Source organism: Vibrio jasicida 090810c (assembly GCF_002887615.1).
Lineage (GTDB): Bacteria > Pseudomonadota > Gammaproteobacteria > Enterobacterales > Vibrionaceae > Vibrio > Vibrio jasicida.
This window is the reverse complement of the sequence record NZ_CP025792.1, coordinates 2,225,724-2,245,903: the sequence shown is the minus strand read 5'-3', so window position 1 is coordinate 2,245,903 and position 20,180 is coordinate 2,225,724. Positions and strand designations below refer to the sequence as shown.

Annotated in this window: 19 protein-coding genes and 1 pseudogene; 11 read left to right on the top strand and 9 right to left on the bottom strand. The window is 46.2% G+C overall.

Going from position 1 to position 20,180, the window contains the following annotated elements:
* Positions 1 to 19: 19 nt before the first annotated feature.
* The 8 genes and pseudogenes from mnmE to C1S73_RS10585 all read right to left on the bottom strand — a co-directional run bounded on the left by mnmE (position 20) and on the right by C1S73_RS10585 (position 6,381).
* Positions 20 to 1,381 (bottom strand): tRNA uridine-5-carboxymethylaminomethyl(34) synthesis GTPase MnmE, encoded by a 1,362-nt coding sequence (mnmE, locus tag C1S73_RS10620; RefSeq protein WP_038870199.1) that lies wholly within the window; start codon positions 1,379 to 1,381, stop codon positions 20 to 22.
* A 132-nt stretch (positions 1,382 to 1,513) separates the two neighbouring features.
* Positions 1,514 to 3,136, bottom strand: a complete 1,623-nt coding sequence (gene yidC / locus C1S73_RS10615) for a membrane protein insertase YidC (protein ID WP_038870200.1) — start codon at positions 3,134 to 3,136, stop codon at positions 1,514 to 1,516.
* A 2-nt stretch (positions 3,137 to 3,138) separates the two neighbouring features.
* Complete coding sequence (yidD, locus tag C1S73_RS10610) at positions 3,139 to 3,396, bottom strand: membrane protein insertion efficiency factor YidD (protein WP_005451046.1); 258 nt, start codon at positions 3,394 to 3,396, stop codon at positions 3,139 to 3,141.
* Positions 3,363 to 3,686 carry a ribonuclease P protein component gene (gene rnpA, locus C1S73_RS10605; RefSeq protein WP_009699098.1) on the bottom strand — a complete coding sequence of 108 codons (324 nt, stop codon included), beginning with the start codon at positions 3,684 to 3,686 and terminating at the stop codon, positions 3,363 to 3,365. Before rnpA ends, yidD begins: the two co-directional genes overlap by 34 nt.
* A gap of 46 nt (positions 3,687 to 3,732) precedes the next feature.
* On the bottom strand, positions 3,733 to 3,867 hold the full coding sequence (gene rpmH / locus C1S73_RS10600; RefSeq protein WP_005378825.1) for a 50S ribosomal protein L34: 135 nt from the start codon (positions 3,865 to 3,867) through the stop codon (positions 3,733 to 3,735).
* Positions 3,868 to 4,109: 242 nt separating this feature from the next.
* Positions 4,110 to 4,847: an amino acid ABC transporter ATP-binding protein gene (locus C1S73_RS10595; protein ID WP_038870201.1), complete on the bottom strand. Its 738-nt coding sequence runs from the start codon at positions 4,845 to 4,847 to the stop codon at positions 4,110 to 4,112.
* Positions 4,844 to 5,514: pseudogene (locus tag C1S73_RS10590) on the bottom strand (amino acid ABC transporter permease). The gene C1S73_RS10595 and the pseudogene C1S73_RS10590 overlap by 4 nt, the downstream one beginning before the upstream one ends.
* Positions 5,515 to 5,619: 105 nt before the next feature.
* Positions 5,620 to 6,381 carry an amino acid ABC transporter substrate-binding protein gene (locus C1S73_RS10585; RefSeq protein WP_038870204.1) on the bottom strand — a complete coding sequence of 254 codons (762 nt, stop codon included), beginning with the start codon at positions 6,379 to 6,381 and terminating at the stop codon, positions 5,620 to 5,622.
* 430 nt (positions 6,382 to 6,811) lie between these two features.
* Between C1S73_RS10585 and dnaA the strand changes: the two genes are divergently transcribed.
* The 5 genes from dnaA (at position 6,812) to C1S73_RS10555 (ending at position 13,911) form a co-directional block, all read left to right on the top strand.
* Complete coding sequence (dnaA, locus tag C1S73_RS10575; RefSeq protein ID WP_038870205.1) at positions 6,812 to 8,218, top strand: chromosomal replication initiator protein DnaA; 1,407 nt, start codon at positions 6,812 to 6,814, stop codon at positions 8,216 to 8,218.
* 63 nt (positions 8,219 to 8,281) lie between these two features.
* A complete protein-coding gene (gene dnaN / locus C1S73_RS10570; RefSeq protein ID WP_038870207.1) occupies positions 8,282 to 9,382 on the top strand; it encodes a DNA polymerase III subunit beta in 1,101 nt (366 codons plus the stop codon).
* Between the two features lie 9 nt (positions 9,383 to 9,391).
* On the top strand, positions 9,392 to 10,471 hold the full coding sequence (gene recF, locus C1S73_RS10565; RefSeq protein WP_038870208.1) for a DNA replication/repair protein RecF: 1,080 nt from the start codon (positions 9,392 to 9,394) through the stop codon (positions 10,469 to 10,471).
* Positions 10,472 to 10,484: 13 nt separating this feature from the next.
* Entirely contained in the window at positions 10,485 to 12,902 is a 2,418-nt protein-coding gene (gyrB, locus tag C1S73_RS10560; RefSeq protein ID WP_038870209.1) for a DNA topoisomerase (ATP-hydrolyzing) subunit B, read from the top strand.
* Between the two features lie 571 nt (positions 12,903 to 13,473).
* Positions 13,474 to 13,911 carry an Hsp20 family protein gene (locus C1S73_RS10555; protein ID WP_005440850.1) on the top strand — a complete coding sequence of 146 codons (438 nt, stop codon included), beginning with the start codon at positions 13,474 to 13,476 and terminating at the stop codon, positions 13,909 to 13,911.
* A 150-nt stretch (positions 13,912 to 14,061) separates the two neighbouring features.
* Here the strand turns inward: C1S73_RS10555 and C1S73_RS10550 are convergent, their stop codons facing one another.
* A complete protein-coding gene (locus tag C1S73_RS10550) occupies positions 14,062 to 15,315 on the bottom strand; it encodes a valine--pyruvate transaminase (RefSeq protein WP_009699313.1) in 1,254 nt (417 codons plus the stop codon).
* Between the two features lie 327 nt (positions 15,316 to 15,642).
* On the opposite strand from C1S73_RS10550, the gene C1S73_RS10545 reads away from it, so the two are divergent.
* From C1S73_RS10545 to C1S73_RS10520, 6 genes are read left to right on the top strand one after another with little or no spacing between them, the layout of a single operon-like run.
* Positions 15,643 to 15,858 carry a Flp family type IVb pilin gene (locus tag C1S73_RS10545; protein ID WP_038870212.1) on the top strand — a complete coding sequence of 72 codons (216 nt, stop codon included), beginning with the start codon at positions 15,643 to 15,645 and terminating at the stop codon, positions 15,856 to 15,858.
* An 11-nt stretch (positions 15,859 to 15,869) separates the two neighbouring features.
* Complete coding sequence (locus C1S73_RS10540) at positions 15,870 to 16,307, top strand: A24 family peptidase (RefSeq protein ID WP_038870214.1); 438 nt, start codon at positions 15,870 to 15,872, stop codon at positions 16,305 to 16,307.
* A 7-nt stretch (positions 16,308 to 16,314) separates the two neighbouring features.
* The gene (gene cpaB / locus C1S73_RS10535) at positions 16,315 to 17,121 is read left to right on the top strand and encodes a Flp pilus assembly protein CpaB (protein ID WP_038870216.1); all 807 of its coding nucleotides are present in this window, start codon (positions 16,315 to 16,317) and stop codon (positions 17,119 to 17,121) included.
* A gap of 8 nt (positions 17,122 to 17,129) precedes the next feature.
* Complete coding sequence (locus tag C1S73_RS10530) at positions 17,130 to 18,458, top strand: type II and III secretion system protein family protein (RefSeq protein ID WP_038870218.1); 1,329 nt, start codon at positions 17,130 to 17,132, stop codon at positions 18,456 to 18,458.
* Positions 18,455 to 18,925 carry a hypothetical protein gene (locus C1S73_RS10525; protein ID WP_038870220.1) on the top strand — a complete coding sequence of 157 codons (471 nt, stop codon included), beginning with the start codon at positions 18,455 to 18,457 and terminating at the stop codon, positions 18,923 to 18,925. The genes C1S73_RS10530 and C1S73_RS10525 overlap by 4 nt, the downstream gene beginning before the upstream one ends.
* Before the next feature lie 18 nt (positions 18,926 to 18,943).
* The gene (locus C1S73_RS10520; protein ID WP_009708047.1) at positions 18,944 to 20,167 is read left to right on the top strand and encodes a CpaE/TadZ family protein; all 1,224 of its coding nucleotides are present in this window, start codon (positions 18,944 to 18,946) and stop codon (positions 20,165 to 20,167) included.
* Positions 20,168 to 20,180: the final 13 nt, after the last annotated feature.

The following is a 20,180-nucleotide window of genomic DNA, read 5'->3' as shown; positions in this document are numbered from 1 at the left end:
CCTAACACCGCGCATTTTATTATTTGCCGATACAGAATGAAGAGAAAATTCGGCCGAGTAAGTCATCAGAGCTAAACTCACCAGTAATTTCATTGAGGTGCTGCTGAGTAATGCGTAGCTCTTCTGCGAGGATTTCCCCTGCCATGTACCCTTCTAGCTGCTCTTGGCCGATTTGAAGGTGTTGAGCTGCGCGTTCTAGTGCATCTAGGTGTCGACGGCGCGCCATAAAACCACCTTCAGTGTTACCAGAAAAGCCCATGCACTCTTTTAAGTGGGTGCGCAAAGCATCCACACCCGAGCCCGTCTTCGCAGAGAGGCGGATTAAGGTTGGATCATTGACGTGGCAGATCCCCATACTTTCACCGGTTTGATCCGCTTTATTACGGATCACTGTCATGCCCATATTGTTCGGCAAGCGATCGACAAAATCAGGCCAGATGTCTTTAGGATCGGTGGCGTCGGTTGTTGTACCGTCCACCATGAAAAGCACACGGTCAGCTTGTGCAATTTCGTCCCAAGCGCGTTCGATACCGATTTTCTCTACTTCATCTGAAGCGTCACGCAGACCAGCAGTATCGATGATGTGCAGTGGCATTCCATCAATATGGATGTGCTCTCGTAGTACGTCACGAGTAGTGCCTGCGATATCGGTTACGATGGCGGACTCTTTACCTGACAGTGCATTCAATAGGCTTGATTTACCCGCATTAGGACGACCTGCAATGACAACTTTCATGCCCTCGCGCATGATCGCACCTTGGTTAGCTTCTTTACGCACGGCATCAAGGTTGTCGATGATAGCTTGCAAGTCTCCAGACACTTTACCATCTGCAAGAAAGTCGATTTCTTCTTCAGGAAAGTCGATAGCTGCTTCTACGTAGATACGCAGATGAATAAGAGATTCCACCAGCGTTTGAATACGCTGTGAGAATTGACCTTGTAGCGACTGAAGTGCCGATTTTGCGGCTTCTTCAGAGCTAGCATCAATCAAGTCAGCAATTGCCTCTGCTTGGGTTAAATCCATCTTATCGTTTAAGAACGCGCGCTCAGAGAACTCACCAGGACGTGCGGCACGAACGCCCTCAATACCCAAGATGCGCTTGATCAGCATGTCCATTACCACAGGGCCACCGTGGCCCTGCAGCTCTAACACATCTTCGCCTGTGAACGAGTGTGGGTTAGGGAAGTAAAGGGCAATGCCTTGGTCCAGTACCGAACCGCTTTCTGATTGAAATGGCAGGTATTCTGCGTAGCGAGGCTTTAGGGTTTTACCGGTTACCTCTAGTGCTACTTGGTTGGCCTTAGGGCCAGAAACACGAATAATGCCGACACCGCCACGACCCGGTGCGGTTGCTTGAGCGACAATCGTATCTGTAGTCATAATCTTGCCTTTTGAGCTGGGCTATAGGGTTTTAAGTCCTAGGGAGCCATAACCATTAATTAGCTGAATTGTAATCAGCCAAAAACAAAAAGGCGACCTTTTGGCCGCCTTTCTTATTCTTTTACTAAAAGGTTACTTGGTGTGTAAGCCTTTTTTCTCCAGCGCTTTGTAAATCAAAGTTTGTTGGATCAGCGTAACGATGTTCGATACCAACCAGTATAGAACTAGACCTGACGGGAAGAACAAGAAGAAGAAGGTGAACATAACCGGCATAAAGGTCATGATCTTCTGCTGCATTGGATCCGTTACTGTCGTTGGGCTCATTTTCTGGATTAGGAACATTGATGCACCCATCAGAAGTGGCAGGATGTAGTACGGGTCCTGCGCTGAAAGGTCATGAATCCAACCGAAGAATGGTGAGTGACGTAGCTCAACCGATTCCATTAGTGCCCAGTATAGCGCGATGAAGATTGGCATCTGTAGGATAAGAGGTAAACAGCCACCCAGTGGGTTCACTTTCTCTTTCTTATACAGTTCCATCATCTCTTGGCTCATACGCTGACGGTCATCACCGATACGTTCACGCATTGCTTGCAGTTTAGGCTGTAGCATGCGCATTTTCGCCATAGACGTATATTGCGCTTTCGTTAGTGGGTACATTGCACCACGAACGATGAAGGTCAAACAGATGATTGCCACACCCCAGTTACCCACGAAGCTTTGGATGAAAGCAAGCAATGAGTGAAGTGGTTTAGCGATGAACCATAACCAACCGTAGTCAACTACTAAGTCTAGGTTTGGTGCTACTGCTGCCATGTCATTTTGTAGTTTAGGGCCAACCCATAGCGTCGCTTCGAACTGAGCTTGGTCACCTGTTGCGATAGTTTTGTTCGGCATACGAACGCCGATATCGCCAAGGTTACCAATTACGCGAGTGTATAGGTTTGTACCTGGTTCGTTACGTGGGATCCACGCTGCAGCGAAGTAGTGTTGGATCATTGCTGCCCAACCTTGGCCGTCTGCTAGGTTGATAGACAGGTTACGATCCTGCATATCTTCGAAGCTGTATTTCTTGTAACGAACATCTTCAGTTGAGTAAGCACCGCCACGGTAAGTTGGCATCGTGATGCTACCGCCTGCGTCCATTAGGTTTTGACGCAAGTGAGCGTACATACCAAAGGTTGCATTGTTACCTGAGTTGTTCACGACATCGTATTCTACGTTTAGCGCGTAGCTGCCACGTGTGAATACGTAAGTCTTAGTGTATTCGATACCGTTCGCAGTGAAAGTCATTGGAACACGCAGTTCGTCTTGACCGTCAGCCATAGTAAAGCTGTCTGCGCTCACGTTGTAGTGAGGACGGTTAGTGCTGCTTAGGTCAATACCTTGAGGACCCACTAGACCGCTTTGTGCGATGAACTGGTGGCCTTTAGTATCTTTAAGCAGAACGAAAGGGTCTGATGAATCAAGTTCAGCAGCGTATTTGTTTAGGTCGGCATGTACCACATCGCCACCAACGGTGTCGATCGACAGAGTTAAAACATCAGTCGTTACTGTGATAGTTTTTGCAGAAGCTTGCTGTTGACCAGGAACTGGGTCTAGATCGTCAGCAAAAGATGGTGCAGGTAGAGTACTGCTTGATTGAGCCTGTTCAACCGCTTGAGGTGCTGGGTTCTTTGCTACTTGCCATTGTTGAAATAGCAAGAAAGAAACCAGTGCCAGAGCGATGAGCAGGATATTACGTTGAGAATCCATCGTTAGTTATCTCTGTCTTGTTTTTGGACTGGTGGAACGGGGTCATACCCCCCTTCATTCAAAGGGTGGCATTTTAATAGACGTTTGCCTGATAACCAACATCCTTTTACAAAACCGTGAGCTCTCAAAGCTTCTAGTGCGTAAGTAGAACAAGTTGGTGTGAACCGGCAACGAGGACCAATCAAAGGGCTGATAAACCAGCGATACAGATTAACGAGCCCAATGGCTATCCACGTGAAGGGCGAGACAGGCGATGCCATAGCTTATCAAACAACTTAAATAGTTCCTCATTGCTTAAATCTTGCGCGCTTTTCTTGGCAATCACAACAAAATCTTTATTTGGAAGTTGATGTTGATTGTTACGAAAGCTTTCACGAGCCAAACGCTTAAAGCGGTTTCGACCGACAGCAGTTTTGATTTGCTTTTTCGGAACAGCTAAACCTAATCGTGGGTGAGAAAGTTTGTTATTGCGAGCAATGATGGTGAAATGAGGCGAGCCAGCTCGATGAGCTTGCTGGAAGACGTTTTGATAATGCTCGGGAGTTAACAAGCGTAACTCCCGATTAAACGCGTACGTGTTCAAAATAAACTAGCGATTATTTTGATAGGCGCGCACGGCCTTTTGCACGACGTGCGTTGATAACTTTACGACCGTTCTTAGTTGCCATGCGAGCACGGAAGCCGTGAGTACGCTTGCGCTTTAGAACTGTAGGTTGAAAAGTGCGTTTCATGATAATTACCTTTACTGATCAGTAGTTTTAGGTTCTTGTTAAACCCGGCGTGGGCAATATGCTTTCTTATATAAAGAAACTCTTTATATAGAGAGAAGCAACCGACGCCTCTCAACAAAGAGGCGGAATTGTAATCACACTCACATAATGTGTCAATGACTCATGAGTACGAAATTCCGGCCGAGCGATTATACGTAGTGTGAGTAAAATCTCAAGGATCGATTGATCTTGATGCTTGATCTTTACTCTATCCCCACTTGGTTAAGGAATTTTTGCAGTCGAGGATCTTGTGGATTATCGAAGATATCTTGTGGAGAACCTTGCTCGACAATGTTGCCTTCGGCCATAAAGATCACTCGGTCAGCGACTTCTTTCGCAAATTGCATTTCATGTGTGACCACCAGCATGGTTTGATGTTGGTTAGCTAACTTCTTCATTAATGAGAGAACTTCTCCAACCCATTCAGGATCCAACGCAGAAGTTGGCTCATCAAACAGCAGCAGTTCAGGTTGAAGTGCCATCGCTCGACCGATACCCACACGTTGTTGTTGGCCACCAGACAATGCCGCTGGATAACTTTCGCCTTTATCACCAAGACCGATGTCATCCAGAATCTCTTGAGCACGCTGAAGTGCGTCGTCTTTCTTCCAACCGCGTACCGTGATCAAGCCCTCTGCGATGTTCTGACGTGCATTCATATGGGCAAACAAGGCATAGTTTTGGAAAACAAACCCAGTGCGGCGTCGCAGGGCTAATACTTCGGCTTTGGTATGCTTTTGTGTGTCGACGGAAATGTCATCAACGGTGATGCGACCTTCATCCGCTTGCTCAAGAAAGTTCACCGTGCGCAGTAATGTCGATTTACCCGTACCGCTGGACCCTATAATGACGATGATCTCACCTTGTTGGATATCGAGATCAATGCCTTTTAACACTTCAGTGTCACCAAAGCGTTTGTGGATGTTTTCTAATTTGATCATCGTACGTACGCCTTATTCAATTTCGCTTCTGCCCAAATTTGTACTCGCGTCAGAATTACAACTACCCCCAGTAAATTAGGGCGACAGCAAGAAACGCTTCAAAGAAGCGGAAACTCGATGACGCTTCCATTTGTGCTTTGGCCATGATTTCTGCCACACCAAGAGTGAAGGCGAGGGAAGTCGACTTAATCATATCGATGAAATAGTTCATCAATGAAGGCAGTGCGACACGCGTTGCCTGCGGAAGAATCACACGGCGCATGGCCTGTGGGGTTGTCATTCCAACCGATAAGCTCGCTTCCATTTGGCTACGATCAATGCCGATGATTGCGGCTCGGATGCTTTCCGCCATATACGCGGCAAAATGCAGTGTTAAACCAATCACTGCCGCTGAGAAGGCATCAAGACCGACCATAATCGGGAAGATTTGTGGTAAGCCGTAGTAAAGTAAAAACAGTTGAACTAAAAGTGGGGTCCCACGGAAGAAGCTGATGTAAAGTTGGCTCAATTGATCGAGAACTGGCAGCTTAAATACGCGAATATTAGCTAAAATGATGGCTAAAATCAGTGAAAAGACCAATCCCCATGTGGCCATTTCCATGGTTGTGCCAAGATACTTGAGCAGTATTGGCAGCAGTTCCAACATGTAATTAAAATCAAATCCCATACGACTTACCTTGAGAAAAGAAAAGGTGGAATACGAAGTTCCACCTTGTCATTGAGTTAAAAAAGGACGCGAGATAAAGCTCTGCGTCCTAAAAGAAGAAAAGTTTTACTTAGTGATGTCGGCACCAAACCATTTCACTGAAATCTTCTTTACTGTTCCGTCGGCGCGCATTTCTGCAAGTGCTTTATTCACTTCCGCCTGTAGCTTACGACCTTTTTCGTTATCAACGAATGGCCAAGCGTTTTCAATGGTTTCAAATGGTTCACCCGCCAGTTGCAGTGGTAGACCTGTTTTCTTAATCAGTTCTAGTGCAGACAAACGGTCCATGATGAAGGCATCAGCACGGCCCAGCGCCACATCATGTTCAATACCCGTATCGTAAGTCTTGATGTTAATCTTGCCGTCTTTGTCGTAACTGCGAAGCAACTGTTCAAAGTTAGAGCCTAGGTTAACTGCAACCGTTTTGCCTGCTAGGTCTTCCACGCCTTGGATGCTGTCATTGCCTTTACGTACCGTGATTTGAGCGCCATCTACCACGTATGGATCTGCAAATAGGTATTTCGCTTTACGTGCGTCTGTCATGGTGATTTGGTTCGAGATGGTATCAATACGACCTGTTTCTAGCAGGCCAAACAAACCAGAAAAGTTCGCTGTTACGTATTCGATCTTGTAGTCGTTACGTTTACCGATTTCATCCCACATATCCACTTCGAAACCTTGCAGCTTATCTTGCTTCACAAAGGTGAACGGGAAGTAGCGGCCAGACATGCCTACTTTTACTTCAGTAGCGGCAGTGTCGACAGCTGCTTGAACAGTCGCAGCAGACAAAGCGATGGCTGCAACGGCAACCTTAATCCAGTTTTTCATAATACATCTCCATACTTTTATGGTTGGAAATACTACTGTCAGTTAGCTCAATTAAATAAATAACCAAGTGCAATAACCTAGTCCTGAGAGTAATAAGATCGTATTTGGTATAGAGAGTTGGCAAAAATTAGCAATAAATGATGAAAAAACGATCGAAAAGAGCAGGGGTGGCGATCAAAAAACAACGGTGACGGAAAATTCATACACAGAGTTATCACCAATTACTGGATCTGACGGATTTTGCCCAAATGTGGATCGTTGTGTGGGCAATCTTGGGGCAAGATGTGTTGATCTCTCTATGTTCAGCTAAATAATTGTGAATAACTTAGATCTTATTCACTGGATCGTCGATCAATTGCTGGCGATCTTGGTTATCAACAGGTAAAATTGCCAGTCTTTTCCGATAATTCAAATACTCAGTGGGGGCACCGTGTCATCTTCGCTTTGGTTGCAATGTTTGCAGCAGCTTCAAGAAGAGCTACCAGCTACAGAATTCAGCATGTGGGTTCGTCCGTTACAAGCGGAGCTCAATGACAATACTCTCACTCTGTTCGCCCCAAACCGCTTTGTTTTGGACTGGGTTCGTGACAAGTACCTGAACAGCATCAACCGTTTACTGCAAGAATACTGCGGTAACGACGTCCCTAGCTTGCGCTTTGAAGTGGGCAGCCGCCCAGTTGCAGCGCCTAAGCCGGTACCGACACGTACGCCGGCCGATGTGGCTGCTGAGTCTTCAGCGCCTGCACAATTGCAAGCTCGTAAACCTGTACATAAAACGTGGGATGACGACGCTCAAGCGATCGCGAACATCAACCACCGCTCAAACGTGAACCCGAAACACAAGTTCAACAACTTCGTTGAGGGTAAGTCGAACCAACTTGGTTTAGCGGCAGCACGTCAGGTTTCAGATAACCCAGGCGCAGCCTACAACCCGCTTTTCCTATATGGTGGTACGGGTTTAGGTAAAACGCACTTGCTTCACGCTGTAGGCAACGCGATTGTGGATAACAATCCAAACGCAAAAGTGGTGTACATGCACTCTGAGCGTTTTGTGCAAGATATGGTAAAAGCACTGCAAAACAACGCGATTGAAGAATTCAAACGTTACTACCGCAGTGTTGATGCGCTTCTTATCGATGACATCCAATTCTTTGCTAATAAAGAGCGTTCACAGGAAGAATTTTTCCATACCTTCAACGCGTTATTGGAAGGCAACCAACAGATCATTCTAACATCTGACCGTTATCCAAAAGAGATCAGCGGTGTAGAAGATCGTCTGAAATCTCGCTTTGGTTGGGGTCTGACTGTTGCGATCGAGCCACCAGAACTTGAAACGCGCGTGGCGATCTTGATGAAGAAAGCGGAAGACCATCAAATCCACCTAGCGGATGAAGTGGCCTTCTTTATTGCTAAGCGTCTACGCTCAAATGTTCGTGAGCTCGAAGGTGCACTGAACCGCGTTATCGCAAACGCAAACTTTACGGGTCGTCCAATTACGATTGATTTCGTTCGTGAAGCGCTACGTGACTTGTTGGCACTGCAAGAAAAGCTCGTGACCATCGACAACATTCAAAAGACGGTGGCGGAATACTACAAAATTAAAGTGGCGGACCTGCTGTCTAAACGTCGCTCTCGCTCGGTTGCTCGTCCTCGCCAGTTGGCAATGGCATTAGCAAAAGAGCTGACCAACCACAGCTTGCCGGAAATCGGCGATGCATTTGGTGGTCGTGACCACACCACGGTACTGCATGCTTGTCGCAAGATTGAGCAGCTGCGTGAAGAGAGCCACGATATTAAAGAAGATTACTCTAACTTGATTCGCACCCTGTCTTCTTAATCGGTTAGAATGACAGTATTCCAAGCAAATCATTAATTGAGCTGACAGCGTAAAGAGCCAAGCATGAAATTTACTATTGAACGTAGTCATTTGATCAAACCGCTACAACAGGTTTCAGGCGCATTAGGCGGCCGACCGACCCTACCAATTCTGGGTAACCTACTGCTTAAAGTAGAAGATAATGTGTTATCGATGACCGCGACCGACTTGGAAGTGGAATTGGTGAGCAAAGTGACTCTAGAAGGGGATTTTGAAGCGGGTAGCATTACCGTTCCTTCTCGTAAGTTTCTCGATATCTGTCGTGGTCTTCCAGATGACTCTATCATCACCTTCGTGCTGGAAGGCGATCGTGTACAAGTCCGTTCTGGTCGTAGCCGTTTCTCATTGGCCACACTTCCTGCGAACGATTTTCCGAACATCGAAGATTGGCAGAGTGAAGTTGAAGTGTCACTGACTCAGTCTGATCTACGTACACTGATCGAAAAAACACAGTTCTCAATGGCGAACCAAGACGTTCGTTATTACCTAAACGGCATGCTGTTTGAAATCGACGGTACGACGCTACGCAGTGTAGCGACTGATGGTCACCGTATGGCAGTTTCTCAAACACAACTGGGTGCTGATTTTGCGCAAAAGCAAATCATCGTGCCACGTAAAGGCGTACAAGAGCTGGTTAAGCTAATGGATGCACCAGAGCAACCTGTTGTACTACAAATCGGTAGTTCAAATGTGCGTGCAGAAGTGAACAACTTCATTTTTACTTCTAAGCTCGTTGATGGCCGTTTCCCAGATTATCGCCGCGTAATGCCGCAAAGTACCAACAAAACATTAGAAGCAAGCTGTGATGAATTACGCCAAGCGTTTTCTCGCGCTGCCATTCTTTCTAATGAAAAATTCCGTGGTGTTCGCGTGAATCTTGCGGGCAGTGAAATGCGCATTACGGCGAACAACCCAGAGCAAGAAGAAGCAGAAGAGATGCTGGACGTAACCTTTGAAGGTGACGCGATCGAAATCGGCTTCAACGTAAGCTACGTGCTGGATGTGCTTAATACATTGCGCTGTGAAAAAGTGCGAGTGTCGATGTCGGATGCCAACGCCAGTGCGTTGATTGAAAACGCAGACGACGACAGTGCCATGTATGTGGTAATGCCAATTCGTCTATAAGCCATCTGAATGCCACTTTCTCGCCTTATCATTCAGCAATTTCGAAACATTAAAGCCTGTGATATTCATTTATCGACAGGCTTTAACTTTCTTATTGGACCGAACGGCAGCGGTAAAACCAGTGTCTTAGAAGCGATTTACTTGCTCGGACACGGACGCTCTTTCAAGAGCTCGTTGACCGGACGAATCATCCAAAATGAGTGTGATGAACTGTTTGTTCATGGTCGTTTTTTGAACTCGGATCAATTTGAGCTACCTATCGGCATTAATAAGCAGCGTGATGGCTCAACAGAGGTTAAAATAGGCGGTCAATCTGGGCAAAAACTGGCGCAGCTTGCACAAGTTCTGCCGTTGCAGTTGATACATCCAGAAGGGTTTGATCTCCTTACGGATGGACCTAAACATCGCCGTGCATTCATCGATTGGGGTGTGTTTCATACGGAACCCGCTTTTTATGATGCATGGGGGCGATTTAAACGTCTCAACAAGCAACGTAATGCACTGTTAAAAACCGCTAACAGTTATCGAGAGCTCAGTTATTGGGATCAAGAGATGGCTAGGTTGGCTGAAAATATCAGCCAATGGCGTGCGCATTACATCGAACAGATGAAAACCGTAGCGGAAACCATCTGCCAGACATTTTTGCCAGAATTTGAGATCCAATTAAAGTATTATCGTGGATGGGATAAAGACACACCCTATCATGAGATACTAGAAAAGAATTTCGAGCGTGATCAGTCATTGGGGTACACCTTTAGTGGCCCGAATAAGGCTGATTTGCGAATTAAAGTGAATGGAACACCAGTAGAAGATGTTCTTTCACGCGGTCAGTTAAAACTCATGGTGTGTGCATTGCGTGTAGCGCAGGGACAACATCTTACCGAGATGACCGGAAAACAATGTATTTACCTAATTGACGACTTTGCGTCGGAATTAGACAGCCAACGTCGCAAGCGTCTTGCTGACTGCTTAAAAGAGACGGGCGCACAAGTATTTGTAAGCTCTATCACTGATAGCCAAATCGCCGATATGTTGGACGATACGGGCAAATTGTTTCATGTGGAACATGGCAGGATAGAGTCAAACTAGAAGAGAGAAACTCATGTCTGAAAATTACGATTCATCGAGTATTAAGGTACTAAAGGGTCTGGATGCGGTTCGTAAGCGTCCAGGTATGTACATTGGCGACACGGACGATGGCACCGGTCTTCACCACATGGTCTTTGAGGTGGTGGATAACTCAATTGATGAAGCGTTGGCAGGTCACTGTAAAGACATCGTTGTGACAATTCATGAGGACAACTCGGTTTCAGTTACGGATGATGGTCGTGGCATTCCAACAGAATTGCACCCAGAAGAAAAAGTATCAGCAGCAGAAGTTATCATGACGGTACTTCACGCTGGTGGTAAGTTCGACGATAACTCATACAAAGTATCGGGCGGTCTTCACGGCGTAGGTGTTTCAGTAGTAAACGCACTGTCTGAAAAAGTAGTACTGACTATCCATCGTGGCGGTCATATCCATACGCAAACTTACCACCATGGTGAACCTCAGGCGCCACTAGCGGTTGTGGGCGATACAGACCAAACGGGTACACAAATCCGTTTTTGGCCAAGTGCTGAAACCTTCACAAATATCGAATTCCATTACGATATCCTAGCAAAACGTCTACGTGAGCTTTCTTTCCTAAACTCTGGTGTTTCTATCAAGTTGGTTGATGAGCGTGAAGCAGACAAGAGTGACCACTTCATGTTTGAAGGTGGTATTCAAGCGTTCGTTGATCACCTAAACACCAACAAAACACCAATCATCGAGAAAATCTTCCACTTCGACTTTGAACGTGAAGATGGCATTTCAGTAGAAGTGGCAATGCAATGGAACGATGGCTTCCAAGAGAACATTTACTGTTTCACTAACAACATCCCGCAACGCGATGGTGGTACTCACCTTGCAGGTTTCCGTGCGGCGTTAACGCGTACGCTGAATACCTTTATGGATAAAGAAGGTTTCTCTAAGAAAGCGAAAACAGCAACGTCGGGTGATGATGCTCGTGAAGGTCTAACTGCAGTTGTTTCGGTTAAAGTGCCAGATCCTAAGTTCTCTAGCCAAACTAAAGACAAACTGGTTTCTTCTGAAGTTAAATCAGCAGTTGAATCAGCAATGGGTGAGAAACTGTCTGAGTTCCTGATTGAGAATCCGGCAGAAGCGAAGATGGTTTGTTCTAAAATCATCGATGCTGCTCGTGCTCGTGAAGCAGCACGTAAAGCTCGTGAAATGACTCGTCGTAAAGGCGCGCTAGACCTAGCTGGTCTGCCAGGCAAACTTGCAGACTGTCAGGAAAAAGATCCAGCACTCTCTGAACTATACATAGTGGAGGGTGATTCGGCAGGCGGCTCCGCAAAACAAGGCCGTAACCGTAAGAACCAAGCAATCCTACCGCTAAAAGGTAAGATTCTTAACGTAGAAAAAGCGCGTTTCGACAAGATGCTTTCTTCTCAAGAAGTAGCAACTCTGATCACGGCACTAGGCTGTGGTATCGGTCGTGACGAGTACAACCCGGACAAACTGCGTTACCACAACATCATCATCATGACCGATGCTGACGTCGATGGTTCGCACATCCGTACGCTACTGTTGACCTTCTTCTACCGTCAAATGCCAGAGCTTATCGAGCGTGGCTACGTGTACATCGCTCAGCCACCACTTTACAAAGTGAAAAAAGGCAAGCAAGAGCAGTACATCAAAGACGAAGACGCGATGAACCAATACCAAGTGGCTTTGGCACTTGATAACGCATCGCTACACGTAAACGCAGAAGCGCCAGCATTGGCAGGCGAAGCGCTAGAGAAGCTAGTTCAGCAATACAACGCTGGTATCAAGCTAGCGGATCGCATGAGCCGTCGTTACCCAAGCGCGCTAGTTCATGAGCTAATCTACACGCCGCGCCTAACGGCAGAGCAATGCCACGATGCTTCAGCAGTTGAAGCGTGGACAAAACAGCTAGTTGAACAGCTAAACGCGAAAGAAGTGGGCGCAAGCCAATACAGCTTCGAAGTTGAGCAACACGAAGAGCTAGGCCTAAACCTACCTAAGATTATCGTACGTACTCACGGTGTGACGCATGACTACGCACTAAGCATCGACCTATTGAACTCGAAAGAGTACAACAAGCTAGCTGAGCTTTCGGAAGCATTAGATGGCCTGATTGAGGAAGGCGCTTACATCAAACGTGGCGAGCGTACTCAGCCTGTAACAAGCTTTGCATCTGCACTTGAGTGGCTAATCAAAGAGTCGCGTCGTGGTCTAAGCCTACAGCGCTACAAAGGTCTAGGTGAGATGAACCCAGATCAGCTTTGGGAAACCACAATGGACCCTGAGACACGTCGCATGATGCAAGTAACAATTGAAGATGCGGTAGGCGCAGACCAATTGTTCACCACGCTAATGGGTGACCAAGTTGAGCCGCGTCGTAACTTCATCGAAGAGAATGCGCTTAAAGTAGCAAACCTAGACGTTTAGACTATTTTTCCTTTGCTGGATATGCTGATTTCGTTGTCGAAGGTGCTCACATACACTTGTATGCTGCGCGCCTTCTCCTAGAACTAAGCGTATCCCCCTGCGGAAAAACGAATCTAAATTTCTTTTGATAGAATTTTAAAAGCACTGCCTTCGGGTGGTGCTTTTTTATTGAGTGGGAGAAACCAGATAAAAGTAACGAGAACGGCTGCGCCCTGTGAATATGGGAACGCTTCGAGAGGGAGGAATGACCGAGTCGGGGAGCTAAAAATATTTTCACCGGAGCCCTTGAAAGCCCATTTTTCGACCTTATATCTAGTTATGAAGAGGGATGGCTAACTTGCTCAACAAGAGAAGAACAGCGCCTCTGGAATCGCTAAACGAGATCGCTCAGGAGAGGATACTCAGTTTTAGCACACAACTTGACCCTAGATTCGACATCATGTCCCCGCACCTAAAGAGTAGGTCAGAGGAATGAACCATCGGATCCCTTAGCTCGGCGTTTTCTTGCATAAATGCGCCACGTGGATGACCTTCATCTGGGCTAAGACTATTGCTTAAAAGAGGATAGATTATGCGTAATGTAGATTTCTCACCACTATACCGTAATGCAATTGGCTTCGACCGTCTGTTCAACCTGATGGAAGCAAGCTCTGCGAAGAACACTTCTGGCGGTTACCCTCCATACAACATCGAGCAAAAAGACGAGCACAACTACCGTATTACTATGGCAGTTGCTGGTTTTGCTGAAGATCAACTCGATTTGACTCAAAACGAAAACATGTTGATCGTGAAGGGCGAGCGTAAAGCCGAAGAAGGTAAAAACTACGTTTACCAAGGCATTGCAGAGCGCGACTTTGAACGTAAATTCCAACTTGCGGATTACGTAAAAGTTGTCGGTGCATCAATGGAAAACGGTCTGCTTCATGTGGATTTAGTTCGTGAAATTCCAGAAGCAATGCAACCACGTAAGATTGCTATTGGTGGCAATAACCTGATTGAAAACAGCTAATCAGCTAAAGACATTTCAGCTAACCACACGGTTATAGAATGAGAAAGAGCGCCTTCCATTACGGAAAAGGGCGCTCTTTTTAGTTTGGGGCTTTCAAAGCCACTATTGCAAGGCCGCAATTTCAAAGAGAAGCGGCTGAGTTCAATCGGTCTATTTACCTTCGCGGTAAGCCTTTTCCACTTCTTCTGCGATAATCGCAATGCCTTTTTGCATCATTTCATCGTCTTGAACGTAGTTCATACGCAAGCATTGGTGTGCATGATCCCATTCGTCCTTCTGACCAATAAAGAAGTATTCTCCCGGAACAATCAAGACCCCACGCGCTTTCAAGCGTTGGTACAGTTCCATTGTCGTAATTGGCAGTTCATCGAACCATAGCCACAAGAAGATAGCACCTTCCGGTTTGTGAATGCGGAATCGCTCATCGGTAATCGCTTCTTGGAGCAGTTCAACCGCACGTTGCGACTTCTGTTTGTAGAACGGCTTAATTACCTCAGAGCTCAGTTTAAGCAGATCGCCTTTGCCAATGATGTGGTTTGCCAACGCTGGACCAACACTGCCCGGTGCTAGGCTGATGATGCCGTTCATATTGGTCAACGCTTGCGTGATTTCTTCACTCGCAATCACAATCCCACAACGCACGCCCGGCAAGCCAAGTTTAGATAGGCTCATGCACAGGATGGTGTTTTCATTCCAGAACGGTTCGACATCTTCAAAAATGATGTTCGGGAAAGGCAGACCGTAGGCGTTATCAATGATTAGCGGAATGTTGTTCTCACGTGCCAGCTTGTCCAGTTTACGAACTTCCTCATCTGTCAGGACGTTACCTGTTGGATTAGTTGGGCGAGACGCGCAGATTGCCGCAACAGAGTCATCGACGGTGAGCTGCTCAAAATCGACGTGGTATTTAAACAGACCGTTATCTAACAGCTCTATCTCTGGGTGATAAGAGACAAAGATATCTTCATCAATGCCCGCGTCGCCATAACCGATGTACTCAGGCGCGATAGGTAGTAGCACTTTCTTGTGCGAACCGTCTGGCTGTTTACCTGCCAACAAGTTGAACAAGTAGAAAAAGCCACTTTGGCTGCCGTTAGTTAGGCTAATGTTCTTCTCTGAAATATCCCAGCCGTAAGTTTCACGGAATAACTGAGCCAGCGCTTTAACGAACGCGTCTTTGCCCTGCGGGCCATCATAGTTGGCGAGGGCGGCGACGAGCTCCCCACTGGCGAGCATTTCCTCACTGGCTTGGCGAAAGTAATCGAGCATGGCAGGAATGGCGGCTGGGTTACCTCCACCGAGCATGATGGCACCTGGTGTGCGCAGACCATCATTTAAATCGTCCATTAACTGCGTGATACCTGAATACTGATTAAATTTTTCACCAAACTTTGAGAACTGCATGTGTCGTTATACCTAATTCATTGTGATTGCTTTATGTGTCTTAACGCCAGTCTTTGACTGGTCAATAGGATAATCCTTGACCTTACCTTAATGTCTATACGACGCAAAGTGTGAATTAAGCGGAAAAAGAAAAAATCGGACCACAATAATTTTTGTTGTGATTAAGTAAATGTTTTCCTATTCGAAAGCTGAATCCAACCTGAATGAAACCTCGCTATCTGTCAGAGCAGTGTCAGGCACCATCGTCTAGGTTTGCTCAAAATCCCCTCAATTCTTACTATCCTCTCCGTCATCTTTTTGACGTGTTAGAAAAATTGAGGAGTCAAAATGTTTACTAACCTATTTGTAAAAACACAACTGTTCATCGAATCATTCAAAAACGACGAGCGTGGCGTAACGGCAATTGAATACGCAATCCTAGGCGTGTGCATGTCAGCAATCGTACTAGCGGTATTTAACGACGCGCTTTATAAAGCTTTGGAAGGTGCTGTTTCTACTATTTCAGACAACATCACAGCAGCAAACGCTAATAAGCCAGCGTAATCATTTATTGAATGATATTAAAACTATGGTGGCTGCTTCCCCTTGCCACCATGGCTTTTATAGCCAGTTATCAAGACATCAAATACCGAAAAATACCCAATGGAGTGGCGTTAAGTGTTGCTTTGCTGGGTGTTTTTTTTGTCTTGAGTAAAGGGGAGTACAGTCACGCACTGTCTTCAATGGTGATATTGGTGATAGGTGCTGTGCTGTTTCAACTACGAATCCTCGCAGCGGGGGACAGCAAATTACTGGCTGCATTTGCACTGATGATTGCACCGCAGTTTTTGCCGTTGACGATTTGGTTGATTGTCACTTTGGGCGGAGTGCTTGCTCTGACGCAGTGGATCGTTAGCCAAGTCGGTAATCATCCTGCTGGGATGGAAAGAGGTGTGCCTTATGGTGTGCCCATTTGTCTCGGGAGCCTGTTTGGCATCGCTGCATCTTTATAGGTGAACCATGAATTCAAAAGTCATTCTTGTTTTGGCGGCGATTGCCATTTCGGTCGGGCTTTATGGCGTGACTCAATCACAGCCAACTGCTCCGGTTGTACAAACACAACAGCCGAAGAAAGAAGAGAAAAAATTTAAAGTCTGGACGTTAAAGCGTGAGCTAAAACGAGGTGAAGCACTACAACGTCGAGATTTGGTGATTGAATACTTAACCGAGTCACAAGCGGCGCAACAAGGGATTGAAAGCGATATTAAGCTCGATTGGAGCAAGCGCCTAATTGCGGTGGAAGCTCTGAATAAAGGTGAATGGGTGACGAAAGAGGTGCTGACTTCTCCGGGAGAAAGCGATTACCTCTCGACCATGGCCAAGCCTGGTTACGCACCGTTCAATATCACGGTACCGGGTGATGATGTGGTAGGAGGAACGATTGCCGTTGGTGATTTAGTCGATATCTCTGTTATTTCCACCATGGATCAAAACCTCTCGGCAGACAACACCGTGTCGGACATTGAACACCTGACCATGACACCGCTAATTGCTCAAGTGCCTGTGCTGTACATGATCTCGAAACAACGCTTAGTCAGTACATTGACTGACCAGAAAACCACTGATGTCACTTTAGTGTTGCAAGTAACTAACCGTCAGTTGGCTAAGTTGTCGGTAGCAAAACGCATTGCAGAAATTACGGTACATAAATCGATTGGTGAGCAGTTTGTGGATGAGCTGCATGCGAACTCAAGCGATGTGATTCGTTTTGCTGATGAAAGGCAAACCACGAAAACCCAATCGATCAAAGAATATCGATTCAACTAGGAGGCAAGATGAAAACCATAACTCGATTTAGCATCTATTGCTTAATGCTTGTTTCCACGGCTTTACAGGCTCAGGGCATAACGACGCTTTCGGCTGGTGGCGCAAGAACCCTATCGTTTAAAGCTGAAGTTGATTCGGTGTTCGTTTCCAACCAAAAAGTGGCGGACTACCAAGTTATCGATGCTCACAAGGTGGTGTTACTGGGTAAATCAGAAGGTGAAGCATCGTTCATCGTGTTTGACCGTGATGGTTTTGAGCTTATCAACCAAACCCTGATTGTCAGCAAAAGCTACCGCAATATTGAGCAGCAAATTCAAGTGCAGTATCCATACTCTGATGTTCAGGTTAACGGTATTGGTAACAACGTTGTACTTAGTGGTAGTGCCGTTTCAGACAATGAACGCGACAACATCTACACCTTGGTGGGTGAGTTGTTGGGTAAGTCTTCCAGTAACCATGATTTTGAAATGCCAGAACTCGATAGTTCGACTGACGACCTTCAAGTGGATTTTATGTCTCGCCCTACCTATCAAGGTGTGGTGAACAACATTGAAGTCACCGCGACGAAGCAAGTTAACGTCAAGTTGACCATTGCAGAAGTCTCCCACAGCTTTATTCAAGATTTTGGTATCAAGATGGGATCTGGTGGTGATGTTGGCATCTTTGTCGATCAGTTAACCAGCTTTAGTGCCGATGACATTGTTTCTGTTATCTCTGCTGTCGGTTCTGACAAGGTCGGCCAAGTGCTGGCTGAACCAAATCTATCGGTAATTTCTGGCGAGCAAGCAAGTTTCTTAGTTGGTGGTGAAATGCCTGTTGTGACGGTGGTCGATGGTGCTAGCGATGTCGATTACAAAGAATTCGGTGTGCGTTTAGATCTGATGGCGAAAGTGCTGCGTGACGACAAAATCAAATTGGCATTGTCACCAGAGGTGAGCTCTTTAGATAACACCTACACCAGTGAAGTGTTTGATTTGCCGGCTTTCAAAACTCGTCGTGCACAAACCACAGTTGAATTAGGTGACGGTCAAAGCTTTGTTTTGGGTGGCCTGCTTAATAGTGAAGAGCGCGAATCACTGACACGAATTCCTTTTATTGGTGACATTCCTGTTTTAGGAGCGCTGTTTCGTCACACAGGAACAGAACGCAACAAAACCGAGCTGATTATTGTGGCAACCGTCAACTTGGTGAAACCAGTGAAAGCCAATCAAATCCAGCTACCAACCATGGAAAAAACCGGCACGTTACGACGCTTTTTTGCACTTGATGGTAGTTATGACAAAGCTCAAGACCAATGGGCTGGTGAGGTTCTTAACGCGGGAGGTTTCCGTCAATGAAAAACTGGATGTTAGCTCTACTAGCGATTGCGGCACTATCCGGCTGCGCCGACCATATTGTTGAACCTCGCGGGACAAGCATTGCACTCAAACCGACAGAATTTAACTTTGCGGTACAAAGTCAGAACCAAGTTTATGCCATGAATAAGCTCACTCAGTTTGTTCGTAAGTATCCGAATCAAGCGGGCAGTAAATGGCATATCACCAGTTACAACGCTCAAGGTAAAAAGTTGGCGCAGCATTACCGCATCGCATTGTTGCAGCAAGGCGTAGCAGCCGAACAGTTAGAACTCGAACATCGCCCGGAGTCTCATCGCTTTGATGTGCAAGTATCGGTGATTCAGCTTCAAGCTCAGCTTGAGGTATGCCACCAAGAGGTTATTGGTGATTACGGTTTGGGTCACCTAGGTTGTTATACCGATGGCAGCCGTTGGCAGTCGATGGTTAATCCGCAGAATGCGCTTTGATAATGAGGAACACTCATCATGTTTGATTTAGTGGATAAGTTGAGTAAGAGCACGCCAAATCACACTCAACAAAAAGAAAATAAGTGTGCGTTCTTGTATCAAACCGCTGCGTGCAAAGACTTAGTTCATAAGGCGTTTCGCTTTGAAGGCTTAGTCGAGCCAATTACGGTGAACAACCAAGAAAAAAACTACCCAGAATTGCATACGCACTCAAGTGTGGAAGTGGTGATTGTTGAGCTGAATAAAAGCCAAAGCGTGGTTGAAGATGCAAAAAACATTGCCCATCAACTGCCTACACATGTGTCGGTTGTGGTCGTTGGCAGCGAAGATGCGATCTCAACGATTCGTGCATTAAAACAGCTTGGTTTCTATTACCTATTTTGGCCTGCGACCGACAAAGAAATCATGGAGTTTTACCATGGTGTACGTCGAAACCGTCAGCAGCAAAGTGGTGTGGCTTCGAATCGAAAAGCAAAGCAAGTGGCGTTTCTTGGTGTGAAAGGCGGTGTTGGAACGTCTTTGATCGCCAGTGAAGTGGCACGTTCATTGGGGCGTCATCATAAAACGCCTACCTTGTTGGTTGATCACACCTACACCGGCAGTAATATCGATGTGCTTTTAGGTTTGCAGAAATTCAGTAAACGCAGTGTACGAAAAGGTACTTTGGTATCGAGCATTGATGGTGATTTCGCCACTAGCTTAGTACAACGTTTGGAACGAAACCTCGCGATTTTAGGTTTGGAGTCGGATGCGTTTACGCGTGCTGAGCTGCATGAATATACCCAAGCGCTCAAAGAGCAAGTGGTTAAGAACCATTCATTTGTGATTGAAGACTATTCACATACCGTCACCACAAATGAAGAGTTCGATCGTGCAGTGGCTGAGATTGATACGTTAGTGGTGGTGTTTGATGCCACGGTGTCGTCGCTACGAGAATTAAACCGCGTAGTGTCTGAGCTAGAAACACGCTATCCAGAGCTGCCGCTTCTTACCGTGATGAATCAATCGCGTCCAGATAATGCGGCTTCAATCAGTATGTCTGACGTTAGTAAATATTTCGGCCGCAAAGCCGACTGCAAAATTGAGTTTGACCACAAAGCGAACCATTACCTACTTCAAGGTCATCAACTGATTGATACTAAATCAGAAATGCAGCAAGGCTTGAGTGATTTAGTCGCACTGCTGGTGGGTGATAAGCCGCAACAAAAACGTTCTTGGGTGCAAGAACTGTTTAGTCGCTAAAAAGGAGTAGGGA

Excerpts from the sequence above, each read along its gene's own strand:
- mnmE (WP_038870199.1), bottom strand. The coding sequence starts at position 1,381 with ATGACTACAGATACGATTGTCGCTCAAGCAACCGCACCGGGTCGTGGC.
- yidC (WP_038870200.1), bottom strand. The coding sequence starts at position 3,136 with ATGGATTCTCAACGTAATATCCTGCTCATCGCTCTGGCACTGGTTTCT.
- yidD (WP_005451046.1), bottom strand. The coding sequence starts at position 3,396 with ATGGCATCGCCTGTCTCGCCCTTCACGTGGATAGCCATTGGGCTCGTT.
- rpmH (WP_005378825.1), bottom strand. The coding sequence starts at position 3,867 with ATGAAACGCACTTTTCAACCTACAGTTCTAAAGCGCAAGCGTACTCAC.
- C1S73_RS10595 (WP_038870201.1), bottom strand. The coding sequence starts at position 4,847 with ATGATCAAATTAGAAAACATCCACAAACGCTTTGGTGACACTGAAGTG.
- C1S73_RS10585 (WP_038870204.1), bottom strand. The coding sequence starts at position 6,381 with ATGAAAAACTGGATTAAGGTTGCCGTTGCAGCCATCGCTTTGTCTGCT.
- dnaN (WP_038870207.1), top strand. The coding sequence starts at position 8,282 with ATGAAATTTACTATTGAACGTAGTCATTTGATCAAACCGCTACAACAG.
- recF (WP_038870208.1), top strand. The coding sequence starts at position 9,392 with ATGCCACTTTCTCGCCTTATCATTCAGCAATTTCGAAACATTAAAGCC.
- gyrB (WP_038870209.1), top strand. The coding sequence starts at position 10,485 with ATGTCTGAAAATTACGATTCATCGAGTATTAAGGTACTAAAGGGTCTG.
- C1S73_RS10555 (WP_005440850.1), top strand. The coding sequence starts at position 13,474 with ATGCGTAATGTAGATTTCTCACCACTATACCGTAATGCAATTGGCTTC.
- C1S73_RS10550 (WP_009699313.1), bottom strand. The coding sequence starts at position 15,315 with ATGCAGTTCTCAAAGTTTGGTGAAAAATTTAATCAGTATTCAGGTATC.
- C1S73_RS10545 (WP_038870212.1), top strand. The coding sequence starts at position 15,643 with ATGTTTACTAACCTATTTGTAAAAACACAACTGTTCATCGAATCATTC.
- C1S73_RS10540 (WP_038870214.1), top strand. The coding sequence starts at position 15,870 with ATGATATTAAAACTATGGTGGCTGCTTCCCCTTGCCACCATGGCTTTT.
- cpaB (WP_038870216.1), top strand. The coding sequence starts at position 16,315 with ATGAATTCAAAAGTCATTCTTGTTTTGGCGGCGATTGCCATTTCGGTC.
- C1S73_RS10530 (WP_038870218.1), top strand. The coding sequence starts at position 17,130 with ATGAAAACCATAACTCGATTTAGCATCTATTGCTTAATGCTTGTTTCC.
- C1S73_RS10525 (WP_038870220.1), top strand. The coding sequence starts at position 18,455 with ATGAAAAACTGGATGTTAGCTCTACTAGCGATTGCGGCACTATCCGGC.
- C1S73_RS10520 (WP_009708047.1), top strand. The coding sequence starts at position 18,944 with ATGTTTGATTTAGTGGATAAGTTGAGTAAGAGCACGCCAAATCACACT.